Origin of the sequence: Methylicorpusculum sp. (assembly GCF_030651835.1) — a bacterium.
GTDB lineage: Bacteria > Pseudomonadota > Gammaproteobacteria > Methylococcales > Methylomonadaceae > Methylicorpusculum.
Window position 1 is genome coordinate 54,799 of sequence record NZ_JAUSBX010000056.1, and the last position, 16,483, is coordinate 71,281.

Annotated in this window: 12 protein-coding genes; 7 read left to right on the forward strand and 5 right to left on the reverse strand. The window is 47.9% G+C overall.

The genetic code is table 11. The features are described from left to right. The first annotated feature begins 201 nt into the window (after positions 1 to 201). The 5 genes from Q7V32_RS07480 (at position 202) to Q7V32_RS07500 (ending at position 4,759) form a co-directional block, all read left to right on the forward strand. A complete protein-coding gene (locus Q7V32_RS07480) occupies positions 202 to 1,278 on the forward strand; it encodes a ChuX/HutX family heme-like substrate-binding protein (protein WP_304896354.1) in 1,077 nt (358 codons plus the stop codon). A gap of 113 nt (positions 1,279 to 1,391) precedes the next feature. Then, positions 1,392 to 1,934 (forward strand): HugZ family protein, encoded by a 543-nt coding sequence (locus Q7V32_RS07485; protein ID WP_304896355.1) that lies wholly within the window; start codon positions 1,392 to 1,394, stop codon positions 1,932 to 1,934. A 5-nt stretch (positions 1,935 to 1,939) separates the two neighbouring features. Then, positions 1,940 to 2,872, forward strand: coding sequence for a hemin ABC transporter substrate-binding protein (locus tag Q7V32_RS07490; protein WP_304896356.1), 933 nt, complete (start codon positions 1,940 to 1,942; stop codon positions 2,870 to 2,872). Then, positions 2,869 to 3,966, forward strand: coding sequence for an iron ABC transporter permease (locus tag Q7V32_RS07495; protein WP_304896357.1), 1,098 nt, complete (start codon positions 2,869 to 2,871; stop codon positions 3,964 to 3,966). Before Q7V32_RS07490 ends, Q7V32_RS07495 begins: the two co-directional genes overlap by 4 nt. A gap of 1 nt (position 3,967) precedes the next feature. Then, positions 3,968 to 4,759 carry a heme ABC transporter ATP-binding protein gene (locus Q7V32_RS07500; RefSeq protein ID WP_304896358.1) on the forward strand — a complete coding sequence of 264 codons (792 nt, stop codon included), beginning with the start codon at positions 3,968 to 3,970 and terminating at the stop codon, positions 4,757 to 4,759. A 91-nt stretch (positions 4,760 to 4,850) separates the two neighbouring features. Here Q7V32_RS07500 and Q7V32_RS07505 read toward each other — a convergent pair whose 3' ends face one another. The 4 genes from Q7V32_RS07505 to Q7V32_RS07520 all read right to left on the reverse strand — a co-directional run bounded on the left by Q7V32_RS07505 (position 4,851) and on the right by Q7V32_RS07520 (position 8,704). Beyond that, complete coding sequence (locus tag Q7V32_RS07505) at positions 4,851 to 5,588, reverse strand: VPLPA-CTERM sorting domain-containing protein (protein ID WP_304896359.1); 738 nt, start codon at positions 5,586 to 5,588, stop codon at positions 4,851 to 4,853. 168 nt (positions 5,589 to 5,756) lie between these two features. Further along, positions 5,757 to 6,002 (reverse strand): hypothetical protein, encoded by a 246-nt coding sequence (locus Q7V32_RS07510; protein WP_304896360.1) that lies wholly within the window; start codon positions 6,000 to 6,002, stop codon positions 5,757 to 5,759. Between the two features lie 8 nt (positions 6,003 to 6,010). Continuing rightward, on the reverse strand, positions 6,011 to 8,320 hold the full coding sequence (locus Q7V32_RS07515) for a TonB-dependent hemoglobin/transferrin/lactoferrin family receptor (RefSeq protein WP_304896361.1): 2,310 nt from the start codon (positions 8,318 to 8,320) through the stop codon (positions 6,011 to 6,013). 96 nt (positions 8,321 to 8,416) lie between these two features. After that, positions 8,417 to 8,704, reverse strand: coding sequence for a hypothetical protein (locus Q7V32_RS07520; protein ID WP_304896362.1), 288 nt, complete (start codon positions 8,702 to 8,704; stop codon positions 8,417 to 8,419). Positions 8,705 to 9,023: 319 nt separating this feature from the next. On the opposite strand from Q7V32_RS07520, the gene Q7V32_RS07525 reads away from it, so the two are divergent. Further along, positions 9,024 to 13,775, forward strand: a complete 4,752-nt coding sequence (locus Q7V32_RS07525) for an EAL domain-containing protein (RefSeq protein ID WP_304896363.1) — start codon at positions 9,024 to 9,026, stop codon at positions 13,773 to 13,775. Positions 13,776 to 13,960: 185 nt separating this feature from the next. On the opposite strand, the gene Q7V32_RS07530 is transcribed toward Q7V32_RS07525, so the two are convergent. Further along, the gene (locus Q7V32_RS07530; protein ID WP_304896364.1) at positions 13,961 to 15,397 is read right to left on the reverse strand and encodes a hypothetical protein; all 1,437 of its coding nucleotides are present in this window, start codon (positions 15,395 to 15,397) and stop codon (positions 13,961 to 13,963) included. Between the two features lie 125 nt (positions 15,398 to 15,522). On the opposite strand from Q7V32_RS07530, the gene Q7V32_RS07535 reads away from it, so the two are divergent. Next, positions 15,523 to 16,483 (forward strand): transposase (locus tag Q7V32_RS07535; RefSeq protein ID WP_304896365.1); only part of this gene is annotated, 961 nt, incomplete at its 3' end.

Here is a 16,483-nt window from a genome sequence, read left to right on the forward strand (position 1 = left end):
ACAAGAAACCAAGAAAAACATACTGTCCATTCCTGATGAAAAACGGATACAAATCGCTATTAGGCCTGAAAAAGTTCAACAGTTACTGGCAAATCATCACCTCTGCGCCGCAGATTTATACCCTCTGGACCCCGATTCAAAACAGTGTGTCCGGATTATGTGTTTACACAACTGCATTTTCAATAATCAGAGATCACGCTCATGAATTTAAATCCTATCTACACTGATCCATACTCACCTCAGGCTCTCAAACAAGAATGGTCTGAACTTTGTCTTGCCATCCCACGCCTGCGAATCAGGGAAGCCGCGGCAACACTTAATGTGAGCGAAGCGGAGCTACTCGCAACGGAATGCGGCAGCACAGTGACGCGGCTTAACCTGGATTGGCCGCTGATATTTGAGGCATTATCGGCAACAGGCCCCGTCATGGCTCTGACACGAAATGACTTTGCCGTGCATGAAACAACCGGACTTTATACTGTTACCGACCATTCCGACGACGGGTGCCGTGTAGAGAGTAACACCGTTAATTTGCAATTATTGACCCAAGTGATTCATGTTGCTTTTGGCGTTAAAGAGGCGTCCCCCAACGGACCTCGCTTCAGTCTGCAATTTTTTGCTGCAGACGGATCGGCGATTCATAAACTCTATATGACGGAGGACAGTGATCTAAAAATGTATCATGCACTGATCAAGCAACTGACATCAGCTGACCAATCCCAACATCAGGCAATTGAGTCACCGCCTCGCTTTAACCGGTTTAACATTGCCACATTCAACTCCCGGCGTGTTACTCAGACAACAACGCATCTCCATAGAGATACTGAGGATTTTTATTCCGGCTTGATCAAAATGGGTATTGTGTCCCCCTTAGTTGAAACAAGCTCGTCAACCCTGACCTTTCTGAGACCCGATCTATTTCACCCTGTATTAAACAAAGTAGCCGCTCAGGATTTATATATCACCATCTGCGTTAGAAATTACGGATGCATTCAGGTTTATCAGGGTCCCATCCAAAACATCCGGATCACCGGCCCTTGGTTTAATATTTTGGACGAGCATTTTAGCCTGCACCTGAACACAGAGGCAGTGTCCGGCTTTAGAGTGAATACACAAAGCACCGATGGAAAACAGGTGTCGAAGACGCTTGAAATCGTCGATGCCAATCATCAGATCATCGCTTTGATATTACTAAATGCAGGTCAGGAAACAGACAACATGAATCTATGGAATGAGTTGATTGCCGAGGAGACTAGCCGGGGAAACCGCTTAGGATAAGCATCTCATGAATACAGGCTTATTAATGACAGCAAGATTACCCACACTTGCCGGCCACTGCTGAATAATCAGAGATAAATATTCAGCCCCTACTGAGTAACCAGGAAAACCAGATGAATGACAAAACGATTGATATGAACGAAGTTCGCGACGCTTACCAACAACTGCCGGAGCAGTTTAACAGCTTATTGATGGCTACCGTCAGCCCGGCAGGATTCCCTGAAGCCAGCTATGCCGCTTATGTAAAACACGAAGGCAGTTTTTATGTCTATGTCAGCGAACTGGCCGCACATACACGCAATATGGCACATAGCGGACTGGCCGGGGTCCTGTTTATTGAAGATGAAGACAAAGCCGGCAATTTGTTTGCCCGGCAACGAGTGACCTATCAATGCACTGCACTGGAAGTGGCTCGAGACAGTCAAGCCTTCGAAGATATCATGTCGCTATTTGAAGCCAAATTTGGTGAGTTCATCAAATTTCTAAAACAGTTACAGGATTTTCATTTGTACCGTCTGACGCCTCATAAAGGAAATTTTGTTCAGGGTTTTGCGCGTGCCTTCACTATCGACGGCGAAGCGATGGATCAGATTCGCCCTATCAATGATAAAGGCCATAAAACAGCACCAAACCGTTCTTCAAGTCAGCCAAATTGAAAAACATGAATGGATTTCGACGATTATTCCTGTTATCCAGGCGCAGCGTGTTGTCGGTATTGGCAGCTCTCTTTTTGGTTCAACACTTATCAGCGCAAGCTGAGGAGTTATCCCAGCCAACTGGAGACAGCAAGCGCATCAGCTTCCACAGAATCATCTCTGCAGGTGGAGGGATCACCGAAATTATTTATGCCTTGGGCGCTGGTCATCAATTAGTGGGTACAGATACCACCAGCTCATTTCCTGAAGCAGCAAAAAATTTACCCAGCGTAGGTTATCAACGCAATCTCTCAGCTGAAGGCATTTTATCCCTGGCACCGGACTTGCTTTTAATCTCTCCTGCGGCAGGTCCGCCAGCCGTGTTAAAGCAAATCAGTGCAGCAGGGGTTCCCGTTAAAACGATTGAGGAAGACTATACAAAAGAAGGCCTCATCAAAAAAATCCGACAGATCGCGACACTCGTAGACAAGCAGAATCAAAGCGAACAAGTGATTTCCAGACTCAATGCGGACTTCGACGCACTGGCAAATGCTCGCGGACAAACAGACCGGCGTCCACGCATCCTGTTTTTATTGACTGTTTCACAAGGCAACCTGCTGGCGGCGGGCATCGATACGCCTGCCGATGCAATGATTCAGTTGGCCGGAGGCAGCAATGCGATGAACAGCTTTACCGGCTATAAACCTGTCAGCACTGAAGCGTTGATATCAGCGGCACCCGACATCATTTTGTGTACCGATTTAACTCTCAATTCTGTAGGCGGCCTGGAAAAACTCTTAAATAGACCAGGCATTAAACTGACGCCGGCCGGGCATAAAGGCCGGGTCATTGTCATGGATACCCTATTTTTACTCGGTTTCGGTCCTAGAACCGGTCAAGCTGCCTTGGATTTAAACCGCCAAATCCAGAGTTATTCAGATTCTAAATCAACTTTATGAGCGTAGGTCGCATCGAATCAGTCAACCCAGCGAACCCTCAAACAGTCAATCAGCCTAAAGATAGGCACTGTGCATTAGGTTTACTGACCGGACTATTGATTATAACTTGTCTGTTGTCACTGGGAAGCGGGGCAGTAAGCATTGAACCCTTACAAATCCTTGCCATCCTGGGCCATACCGCCGGAATTGAATTACCCTGGAATTTCACCCCGGAACAACACGCCGTATTATCTGCGATTCGTTCGCCCAGGCTGATTCTGGGTTTGCTGGTCGGCGGTACCTTGGCGGTTTCCGGCGCCGCCACGCAGGGATTATTTCGCAACCCTCTCGCAGATCCCGGTTTGATTGGTATTTCCAGTGGCGCTGCCCTTGCAGCTGTTTCGGTCATTGTATTAGGTCCGTTATTTTTACCTGCACTGACAGGCTGGTTAGGCTCAACATTGTTACCTTTAGCAGCGTTTACAGGTGGCTTTGCCGTCACCATACTGGTTTACCGGCTAGCCACAGTCAACGGCACCGTCAACATCTCCACCTTGCTGCTGGCGGGTATTGCCATCAATGCCTTGTCAGGTTCGGTAACCGGCTTACTGGTCTATGTTGCCAATGACGAGCAATTACGCTCCCTGACTTTTTGGAGCATGGGCAGTCTTGGCGGAGTGACCTGGCCGGTGTTGCTCAGCGGCCTGCCTTTTTTTCTATTACCGCTGATCATGCTGCCAATGTTATCTCGCGCACTCAATGCTTTGTTGTTGGGCGAAGCTGAAGCCGGCCACTTGGGCTTTCCCGTTGAAACCATCAAAACCGTAGTCATCATTTTAGTCGCTTTGGGTGTCGGTGTATCGGTAGCGCTATCAGGCATCATTGGCTTCATAGGACTGGTCACGCCTCATGTGCTGAGGTTATGGCTGGGGCCGGATCATCGTATTTTGGTTCCCGGCTCAGCCTTGCTGGGGGCAATTCTGCTGCTTAGCGCCGATCTTCTGGCTCGCAGTGTTGCGGCTCCCGCCGAAATACCCATCGGAATTATCACCGGCTTATTGGGCAGCCCCTTCTTCCTGTGGCTATTACTCAGGCTCAAACTCATGGGCAATTAACATGCTACAAGCAAACAACATCAGTGTGACTTTGGGCCGTGCCGCCATCATCAAAAATATCTCCTTAACGGTATCGCCCGGAAAATTTCTGGCGATTGCAGGCCCCAATGGCGCAGGTAAATCGACGCTGATGAAAGCCTTGTGCGGCGACCTGCCTGCCTATCAAGGCCATATTTCCATGAACAGCAAGGCCTTACCCGACTGGCGACGCGCCGAATTAGCTAAAATCAGAGGTATTTTGCCGCAAAGCTCCAGCCTTGCTTTCCCTTTGACCGTTGCTGAAGTGGTGATGATGGGCCGTAGTCCGCACTCGGATAAACGGGACATTTGCCGCGATGAATGGGTAGTGGGTGAGGCGCTTTTGGCCTGCGATATTGAAGCACTTCGCAACCGGAAATACACCCAACTCTCCGGAGGAGAAAAACAACGCGTGCAGTTTGCCCGGGTGCTGGCGCAAATTTGGGAATCCGGTAGTGATCAAACGCGCTACTTATTTCTGGATGAGCCGACATCGGCCCTTGATCTTGGCCATCAACACAGTATTCTCAGGATTGCTCGTCAACTGGCTAAAACACAAAGTATCGCAGTGATCGCTATTTTGCATGACCTCAATTTAGCGGCTATGTATGCCGACCAAATCGCGATGCTTAAAGACGGAAATATCATCGACCTTGATTTACCCGAGAAAATCTTACGGCCATCTTTGATTGAATATACCTTCGGCTTTAAAGTGCTGGTTACCAGGCATCCGCAAATGAACGGATGTCCAATGGTTATTGCAACCCTGCATTAAGATAGATTTCCGATCAAGACGGGATTTCTTAATCCCGTCTCTAAGGTTTGAGGCGGATTAGTTAATCCGCCCCGCATCAGCCTTATTTTAATCAGGCCGCAAACTTATTCTGTTTGTTAAAGCCCAACAGACCCAGCATCGCAGAACCCATAAACCAAACGGCAGCAGGAAGGGGCACTGGTGCCGGTACTGAAGAGGCAATAGCACCAATATCTACAGCAACTTGACCCAAACTTGAATGAGGACCGCTGCCGAAATTAAATAAATATTTGCCGTTTGCGGAAGGTTGGTTCAAATCCCAATAGATCAGATGTTGAACCAGATCGACTTTACCGAAAGTACTCTCATAATTCGGGTCAGAGAATTGAGTGGCACTGTAAGTGGGAGTCAAACCGTTCATCTTGATGGCGGAATAATCCAATTGAGTACCCCAGGTTTCAACTTGCAAAACAGCTCGGATTAACTCGGCAACTACTGAGCCAGCCACTTCAACTTGATAAGACTGCGGCACAGAAAAACTGTACAAATTTCCGGTACCTGCCGCAAAAGTACCCGGACTCCAACTGATATAAGCATTACTGGTGTTAGCACTCCCAACATCCGCCGCCGCGGTGCGCAGTCCGGCATAAGAAGCATCGTCAAAGGTATCCCACTCGGCATGCAGAGTTCCGGCATCGCCTCTTGTCCACCCACCCCAGGTGGCTTGTTGCGGAGTATCAAAGCCATAGCCTGCCGCATAAGGATTTGGGCCGTTTGTAATATCTGCCGTAGCGAGACCCGATACAACAGACAGAGCCGTGCTCAAAGTCAGTTTTGTTACAACGTTCATAAAGTGTTTCCTTTTTAATGTTAAGACCCTACTCCTCGCCGCGAAAACGCAGGGCCGGTTGATTTTCTCTTGATAAACGCCTCATTTCAGTCCCTAACTGTCAATCCGCCGCCTAGAGAGAGGAAGGAAGAATCGGCTGCGGCAAGGCGTTGTGAAATCTGTTACTGGCTATTTAGCTTCCTCGGTGTGGGCTACGTCCGGATAATCGATAGCCGGCTTCGGCTTTGTTGCATGGCAATCCGGGCGAAAATCGGTTACATAGCGGTATTGTTTGCCGCAATGCAGGATCACTTCCTTTTGTCCGCGCTTGAGAATACGCATCTCCACACGAAGATCGGCATAACCCTCATGAGTAAAAAGCTCATCGAAAAGTGACGACAATTTAAGTTTGATATCTTTGCAAGCCGTATTCATGTTTTTCCTCAAAAAGCAGCTTTGATTGTGATCCCGGCATTGCGCCCCGGACGAGAGTAACGTTCCCAAAGATCGGCATTGGCAAAAGTACCCAAATTCGAATGCGGGTCGCCAGACCGGGTATTGACGTCTTCCCAGTCGATATAGGTTTTATCCAGAATATTGAATAATCCGGCATTGATCGCGACATGGTCGTTGATCCGGTAATGCGCATTAAAATCGACAACGCCATAACCGGAAGTCAAAAACTGTGTATCTTCCGGCGCGGTATTTGGCTTTTTTGCGCTGACCAAGGTCACCATCAGTTCCGCTCCCCAGTATCCTGAAGGTTCGTTATAACGCAGCCCGATAACGCCTTTCATTGGACTGATGCTGCGTAACGCAGTATCGTTGGCGGTGCCGGTATTCAGATTTTTGCCTTCTGCGTATGAACCGCTCAGAATCAAACTGGCACCGGATAATGGGGTGTAAAAACTGTCCAGCTGAAGTTCGCTTTTAAACTCCACGCCCTGAATTCTCAGTTTGTCATCGTTGTTGACCTGCTGAAAAGTCAGGAACCCACCGTATTCAGAGCAAGGATTAGCCAGTGTCGGCGCGCACAGCGTGTCTGAAAATAAAAAGTCTTTATAATCGTTACGGAAAAAGGTCAGATCAAAGAATCCGGCCGCACCTTTCCCCCGCAAACCAACTTCAGCACCGGCGCTGGTTTCAGGTTTTAAATTGGGATTGGGCAAACTTTGATAACCGGCGACCGTATTGACGAAACCGGAATTGGCATCGGAAAAATTGGGCCCCCTAAAACCTTCGGCATATTGACCGTGAATCGTTAACAAGTCGGTCAAATGAAACAATGCGCCGAATTTGGGTAAAAATTGATGCTCATTTATTTTCGACGGAACAATATCCCCGGACGATTTTTCAAATAAAGCATCCGACTCCGGAGAAAGTTTGTAAAATTCCAGTCGTCCGCCCGGAATAAGCTCAATTCGCCGGTCTAATAATGAAAGGGTATCCTGCACGTATAACCCGGCTTTAGTTACCGTACTGACCGGAAAATCACGCAACGGAAACGTTTCCACCGAAACTGTCTTGGATACTTGACCGGGTTTAAATCGTCTGGTCCCGCTGGTATAGGTTATGCTGCCATCGCGTTTTTGAATGATATCGTTATGGCTGTATTGCCCTCCGTATTCCAGGGCATGATTTAAAAGGCCGGTCGAAAACTGTTTACCGAAACGTAATTCGCCGCCGGCATCATCGTTATCGAAACTGAATATACGATTGATCAAATGGCGGCCTTCCAGGACCCGGTTACCGGTCCGATCTTGATCGGTAATTTGAGTGGTTGCAGACTTTTGCCGGTAAGCCCGCCAGAACAAAGAATCAAATAATGCAAAATCGAGTCGATCCAGCGTATGGTCCAAAGAAACCCGCCAGCGAGTTTGACTATCGTTGGTTATCAAGCTATGCACAAACCGATTGGTAAAATCCTTATCTCTGGCATGCAGGGCATCAATCTCCGATTGACTGTGCATCCATTCGCCCGTTAATCGCAGCACATTATTTTCGTCAAATCGGTAGAGCAATTTGCTCAAAACGTTATAAATTTCATTATCCTGGGGACTGGGGGCGGTACGTCTTGGATTTAACTCTTTGTTATCGCCTTGCGTGTCGGTTTCACTGCTTTCGGAATGAGTAAACAGCAACATGCTTTCGAAACCTAAGGCCGCGCCAGCCAATGTTGCGGTTTTAAGGAAACTTTTATCAGTACTGTTATAACCAAGTTTGGTGTCGGCATAATAATCGTTGCCAAATAGATCGAGATAATCGCGCGGATCTTTTGTAACAAAACTGACTGTTCCGCCCAAGGCATCGCCGCCGTATTGCGCGGATCCGGAACCTCGCACAATATCCACCGATTTTAGCGCATCCATATCAACCATATTGCGGGTTGCAGAGGCAAACGAGCCGATTGAAAATGCATCGGGAAGACGCACGCCGTCGATTTGCATCAATACCCGGTTACCGCCCAAACCACGGATATTGAACCCGGAAGCCCCAAACCGCTGAGGATCATTGCCGACATTAATTCCAGGCTCATAACGGATTAAATCCTTGATGTTGCGAACCAGCCTTTTTTCAATCGTTTCAGCATCAATAGAGGATACCGTTCCCGGCCTATCCAAAGGTTCAACAGGCCGAGTCGCCTCTATAACCATGCCTTCCAGTTTAAGAACAGGGTCCAATGTCGATTGCACCTGGGCCGATACCTGCGCAGTATGCAACGCGGCATAAGCGAACACACAATGCTCTCCCAAGATGATTACCTTACCCCACCTCACAGAAGCACAATAGTTCTTCATAGAACAGGAAATCTTCTCGCAAAATGTTCGGCTGTCCATGAATTGATTCATTTAATGGATAATTACGGGGTCTTGCTTGTCACGTCTGTCTGCCCTGCGCGCCAATAACAACTGAGTTGCTTGTTGCCAATGTTCCAGCAGTTGTAAATACATTTCCAATGAGTTTGGGCTGCCTGAATTTCGGGCATGAGAAACCAGCCATTGGAGATGGCTAACGATCATGTGCGCTATTTTTGGACATTGATGCCCACCAATAAACTGTGTCATTAACAAACAGGTTTTTGCATGTATTTGCTCCAACTCCTGCTTAACAATTGATATTTCATGGATATCTGACATGCCTACCTCAATCGCAACTAATCAAATATAAATGCGGACAGTTATTGCTTATAAAAAACACAAGCATCTGTAAACCCGCTGCTTATGATGGGGAATTACAAACACATCACGATATTAATGATAATGATTCTTATTTGTAAGTCAAGAAAAGAATACGCCCCCTGCTAAGCCGCTACCTCATCACCAATTGGCGAATAACCTCAGATAAACTTATAAAATCTATGGATATGCGATGCTTTAGACTTTGGAGTAAGGTCAACCGTTAGTCACTTTGCTATACTGATTAAGATATTCCACTTACTAAATACCGGTTTTAGGCATGACTCATCGCTCCGGAAAATATTTTATTGGCGAAGTCAACCGCCGTTTAGCCCCCTGGATTTTTTTCAGTCTGGTTTTAATGAGCGGCTTAGGCATTACAGCCACATTATGGCGACATGCAGAGCAACAGCGCATTGAACATCTGCGCAGTGCATTTGAGTCCTCGGCTGATATGGCAACCCAGATTATCCGTAACCGGATCAACAACTTTTCAGTGGTCATGCGGGGCGTTAAAGGCTTCTTCGAAGGCTCGGATTACATTTCGACTGAAGAATTCAGAGCGTACATTCAGGCACTGAATGTACAAACAAAGCTTCCCGGTGTTCAAGGCATAGGCCTGGTCACCCTGGTGCCTCACGCCGATAAAGACCGACATACCGCTGAAATACGGAAACAAAATCTCCCAAACTATTCGATTAAACCGGAGGGTCAACGCGACATTTATGCACCGATCTCGCATATCGAACCATTGACTGATGAGAACTTAAAAGCACATGGCTTCGATACATTTACTTTACCTCATGCACGAACAGCCATGGAGCGGTCACGGGACACCGGCGATATTGCCATCACCTCCCGAATCACGCTGGTGCAGGATGCCGGCAAACAGGGGGTATTTGCTTTTGTCATGTACTTGCCTATCTATAAGCAAGGCGTAAAACTCGACACCCAGGCAGAACTTAGAGCGGCTAATGCCGGCTGGGTTGATGTTCCGTTTAGAATGAACGATTTTATGGCCGGACTGCGCGGAGCGATTGATCCCGATATAGATTTTGATATTCATGATCGTTCTCCCGATTACGACCCTACCCCCCTCTATCACTCTGACAATATATCTCATCATGAACGGACTCTATCAGGCAGCTTACAAACCAGTCGTGAGATAGAATTCGGCGGCCGCCAATGGGCCCTGCAACTCAGCACAACCCCCGCTTTTATAGAACGTATCTCGCCGGGCGATCATGTCCTATTGATAGCCATTGCGGGAACAGCTGTCACGCTGACATTAAGCCTTCTGACCTGGCTGTTATCCTCAGGACGTGAAAGTGCACAATCCCGCTTCCAACTCTTGTTCAAACAAGCCGGGGATGGGATTCTGCTGATATCCCGGGATCATCGTCTAATCGATGCTAATCCTGCGGCCCTCAAAATGCTGGGTTATAGCCGGTCTGAACTCTTACAACAACACTTACCCGACATATTAGCGACACATGAACATCCCAGGCTGGATTCAGAAGTCAGCCACATGATGACCGGAGTCACACATCTTCAAGAATGGATGCATGTGCGTAAGGATGGAAGCGAATTTGCAGCGGAAGTGTGTGCGAGCCAATTGGATAGTCAATTTTATTTCGCCATTCTACGCGACCTGACCGAACGTAAAAACGCCGAACAGCGCATTCTGCGCTTGACGCATCTTTACCAAGCGCTAAGCGAGACCAATCAAGCCATTGTCCGGATGATCGACGAAAGCGAACTGTTTCCTCTCGTATGCCGGTGCGCGGTCGATTTCGGCGGTATGAAAATGGCCTGGATAGGACAACTCAATGAAGCAGATCAGCACATCGATCCAGTTGCCTGTCATGGAGAGGACTTAGACTACCTTGACAAACTGACTATTTCTTCGCGTGGTGACCTCCTGTTGGGATGCGGCATCATAGGAACAGCCTTACGAGAGAATCACCCTGTCATTGTCAATGACTACTTCAACGACGCTATTACCCGTCATTGGCATGAAAGCGCCAAAACATTCGGCTGGCATTCCGCTGCGGCATTTCCCATTCAGCGTAATGACAAACCTTTTGCCGTTTTTTCTGTCTATCACGCCCAGACAGGCGCCTTTGATAAGGATGCCATCAATCTTCTTAAGGAAATGGCTTGCGACATCAGTTTCGCTCTCGACAATTTCGATCGCGAAAATCAGCGGCAACTCACCGAAAAAGCTCTGTTTAAAAGCGAATCCCATTTTCGTTTTGTCACAGAGTCTTCTCAGGCACTGATATGGGTATCCGGTACCAATAAAAAGTGCACCTGGTTCAACAAAATCTGGCTCGATTTTACCGGACGGACAATGGAACAAGAGTTGGGTAATGGCTGGATGGAGGGCGTACATCCCGATGATATTAAACACTGCATGGACCTGTTTTTAAGTCATTTCGAACGTCTAGAACCGTTTTGCATGGAATACCGCTTGAAACACCGAGACGGTGAATACCGATGGATTATAGATAACGGTGCCCCCTACTTTGACGACCAGGGTATTTTTCAGGGCTATATTGGCTCATGCCTGGACATAACAGAACGAAAAGCGGCCGAACAGGCACTGGCAGAAAATGAAGCTAAAATGTCGGCAGTTCTGGAAAATGTCAGTGCTTATATTTATATCAAAGATGAAGCAGGACGTTACCAATATGTTAATCGTAACTGCCTGACCCTTTGGAATAAGACGATGGACGAAGTGATTGGCGCAACCGATGAAAAATTATTTGATGCACAAAGCGCCGCACAAATACTAAAAAATGACCGCTGTGTTTTGGTCGATGGCAAAGCGGTCCAAAGAGAAGAAGCGAATATCGTCACATCAACAGGTAAAGTCGCTAGCTATTGGGCAGTCAAAATCCCCTTAATGCGAGAAAATGGCACTATCTATGGACTTTGCGGCATTTCTACCGATATTAGCGAACTCAAACGCCTGGAAATGTCGTTGCTTGAAAATGAAAAACTGCTATCCGAATCTCAGCGCATTGCACAAATAGGCAGTTGGCGCATTGATCTGCCTTCTCATAAAGTCACCTGGTCTGACGAAACCTACCACATTTTTCAGACAACCCATGACAACTTTGAACAAACCCTTGACGCGTTTACACAACGGATTGATCCCCAGGATCGCCTGGTCCTGCAAGCATGGCTCAACGACTTGGTGAAAAATGGGACGGCAGGCTCCCACCTATTCAAAATGCTGCTGCCGGAGGGCAACGAACGGATACTCGAAATGCATGGCGAACTTAAATGTGACACGAACGGCATGCCCATAGCGATCAATGGCACAGTTCAGGATATCACCGAGCGCTTACAGGCAGAACAACAGTTACGGCTGAATGCCCAGGTATTTGATTTCAGCCGTGAAGGCATCATCATTACCGATGCTCAAAACAAGATTGTCGCTATCAATCCGGCCTACTCAGAAATCAGCGGTTACTCGTTTCAGGAAGCGCTAGGTAAAAATCCAAGACTGGTTTCTTCAGGAAAGCAAGACAAATCCTTTTATAAGGACATGTGGCAGCAAATTCTGAATCAGGGTCATTGGCAAGGAGAAGTGATCAACCGCCGCAAAAATGGCAGTCTTTATCCTCAATGGCTTTCCATCAGTGTTATTCGCGACCAGAATGGCCGTATTTCACACCATATCGGTATTTTGAACGATCTCAGCGAACACAAAGCGGCCGAAGAACGTATCCAATTTTTAAGCAATTTTGATCCATTGACACATCTTCCCAACCGGGATTTGCTGCGTGATCGAACCCAACTGGCCCTGGCTGCCGCACAGAGAGCCAACAGTTCGTTTGCGTTAATGTATCTGGATGTTGATCGCTTCAAAATAGTTAACGACTCAATGGGTCCCAGCATTGGCGACCAGCTGCTTAAAGAGCTGGCCAATCGCTTGATTGAACATTTACACCCGGATGATACGGTGTGCCGTCAGGGCGGTGATGAGTTCATTTTTTTATTACCCAACACTGATGCGGAAGGGGCTGCCCATGTTGCCCAAAAAATTCTGGAACTGATAGCCCAGCCTTTTACTCTGGAAGGTCAGCGCATGACGCTAACCGCCAGTATCGGCATTGCGCAATATCCTCAAGACGGCAACGAACTGGAACAGCTTGCACAATCCGCTGATGCCGCACTTTTCCGTGCCAAACAAAATGGCCGCAACAATTTCCAATTTTTCACCCGCCAATTACATCAGCAAGCTCATGAAATGCTGCAGGTAGAAAATGAGTTACGTCAGGCACTGGAGCGAAATGAACTCATCCTGTATTACCAGCCGCAAATTGATGCAAAAACATCAAAGATTATTGGCGTTGAAGCACTGATCCGCTGGCAGCATCCTCAGAAAGGCATGGTGCCGCCAGGCCGTTTCATTCCTATTGCCGAGGAGAGCGGCCTGATTGTCGACATTGGTGACTGGGTATTGCATACCGCCATCCAACAAAATGTAACCTGGCAAAATGAAGGACTAAATATCGTCCCTGTTGCGGTCAACCTGTCCGTTGCGCAGTTCCGGCAAGACCGACTCTACCGGATGATTGCCCAATACTTGCGGGAATATAAACTGGACCCTGCCTTGCTGGAATTGGAGATGACAGAAGGCATCGCTATGGAAAACACAGAACAAACCATCAGTACACTCAATCAATTACATGCACTGGGCGTTAAACTGGCTATTGATGATTTCGGCACCGGCTATTCTTCGCTGAGCTATCTCAAACGGTTCCAGATCGACAAGCTTAAGATAGATCAAAGCTTCGTCAGAGACCTAGGCCGCGATACCGAAGACGCCGCTATAGTGACCGCAATTATCGGCATGGCAAAAGGACTTGGCTTCAAAACTATCGCAGAAGGCGTAGAAACACAGGATCAACTTGATTTTCTACGTGAAAAACAATGCGATGAAATTCAAGGCTATTTCTTTAGCAAGCCGGTACCGCCGGAGAAATTTGCCGAATTGCTGCGGAAAGGCAGTATTTGAGACGCTAAGCAACGAGCAGCAATTCGGACGTTCACATCCTTGTGAACTAGATCCCGGCAATCCATGCCGGAATGACGGCGAGAAAGATAACGGGCTGCCGGATTTTTCCGGTAGGTGTGGTTTAATAAGATTAGATTTATTCTTAAATCAACTTTCTATCCAATATTTACCATCACTTATTTAGCCTAACCCAGCAAACTTTGTATCTGTTGTCTTACATCTCGTCCATCGTTATCTTGCTCAACGGCCATTATAAATAAGCAACGATTATTACTGTTTTTTGCCCACAGATTGCCTACAGCGCGTTTTTCAGCCGAATCGTCGTTGCTGACATAAGCTTCGCCTTTGTACTCGACGACCAGCATCCTCCCATCTTTGAGTTCGCAGACAAAATCCGGATAAAACCGGTTATGGGCCAGCGGTAGCCAGAAAGAGGCATGTTCACGGCGGACTAAGTTACGAATCCAATATTTCACTTCCGGCAAACTGTCAATTGCCTTGGCGCATTCGAACTCTTCGCCTTGGGCTTTCAGATCCTCAATGAGCGGGAAAAAATGCTTCTGAAACTTGTATCGGCCAGCATAGTAAGGTGGTCTGGCTGGATAGTGTTGCGGCGAAAAGCGGTAGACAAACTCATCGCTTAACAAGACTTGCGCCTCGTTGCCGAACAAGGTTTGCTGATAGCCTTCTTTTTGCGCGCGTCTCCGATATAAGCCAATTAAATCCCTCACCGCTCGTAACAAGGGAAATTTATTGCGTACCAAAGTCGTTAAATTGATGTTGGCTGTTTGCAGCAAATCTTTAATCAGTAAAGCGCTAAATTTAATCAGGTCTCGCTGCATGACATCGGCTTGCTTACATTCCCGGTCCAGCCAACTGATTAAATCCTGTTTGGTGACATCGAGTAAATCTTCATTGAAGTTAATTACCTCGTTTTGTTTAGCAAGGGAAAAACTGATTTCCTTACCGTCCATGTCAATTGAAAAACTGTTACTGGTTTCCTGAATCCGGAAGTTATTCAACTTGGCAGGGTACTCGAGCAAATTCAAATGGCCGTTTTCCAAAATGGTTTCCGGTTCGACCAGTTCCAATTCGTCTTGAATGTACGCACACAGCAACGGCAACCGGCCAAAGCTTTCGCCGCGCTCCGAGGGCGATTTTTGCGCCTGGATACTCTGATTGTGGATGCGTAAATCGCGGGCGATGGCTTCTTGAGCAGGTTTTTTACCGGCAGCTTTAATCAGCGTTTGCTGTAGTGCATCTGATGCTTCGCCATTAACGCGAACGATAATTTTTTGATTATCTTTATCCTCAGTAATTGCCAATTTGCGTTTATCGTCATCATCCAGATGCTCCAGTTCGGGCATGATGGGTAATTCAATAACCAAATAAACCAGTTCAAGCTTTGGCACTGCACCACCAGTTTGCCCAAACAAATCAGTTTGCCCTTCATCATCGGTTGGTGATTGCTGACGTAAAAAGGCGGCAACTTCCATTTCCTCAAAGCCCATTGCAATCAGCTTGTCGGTTAACTCCTTAGCAGCATTGGCAAACCCCTTGGTAGCTAAATGAGCATAAGCCCGATTCAGATCTTCAATCACCCGACGCCGGGCAAACGGCATGCGCAGCACCCGACCTAATAACTGTTCGGCATCCTTGCTGGAGCTGACTTGTTTAACCTAAAAAGAGCAGTTAAAACTTGCTAAACTATCTCAAGTAATTGATGTCAATTGAGAATGAGGCGCTTATGCAAGAGATCATGACTCACCCATTGGGTGATGGCCAATCAAAAGCATTGATAACCTTAGCCGAACCAGTAACGGTCGACACATTTGGCGGGCGGATTCATGTCGAATGGAATCCGCAAGCGGCCGTAACGCCGTTGGGACAGTTGCCGTTTTTTATCGACTACCTGCACGTCAGTGGCTTGTTTGACGAGTGGGTGTCGAACTGTCCGTTGCACTGGACGAGTCCGAATGCCCCGACTAAAACCGATGTTTTAGGTACGGTGCTCTTGTCGGTGCTGTCGGGCCATCAGCGCTATGCCCACATCAACGCCTTGCGCGGTGATGGCGTCAATCCCGGTTTATTGGGCATGAGCAAAGTGGTCAGCGAAGACTCGGTGCGGCGCAGCTTCAGCAAAGCGCCGGAAGAGGAAGTCATTCCCTGGTTACAAGGAAGCCTTCAGCGAGTCTATGCGCCGGTGTTGAGTGAGCCTTGGATTCTGGATGCGGATGCCACGGTGAAGACCATTTACGGCCAGCAGGAAGGCGCGGAAGTCGGTTACAACCCGCATAAACCGGGACGCCCGTCGCACACCTACCACACTTATATGATCGCCAATCTGCGCTTGATTCTGGACGTGGAAGTCCGGAGCGGCAAACAAGTCGCGTCCAAGCACAGTGCCCCCGGGTTATGGGCATTACTGGAACGCCTGCCCCGTGAACACTGGCCGGCGTTGATCCGAGGCGACCGCGACTGGGGCACCGAAGCCAATATGAGTGGGGCAGAACAGAGAGACGTACCGTATTTGTTCAAACTGCGCCTGACCAAAGGTACGCGGACCCTCGTCGACCGGCTCATGCGCGGCTACGACTGGATAGACGCAGGCCAAGGTTGGCAAGGTGCCGAATCGACCTTGCGTCTCAGCGGCTGGAGCCGGAACCGGCGCGCCATCGTCTTACGTCGGCGTATCAAAAAAGACTTGG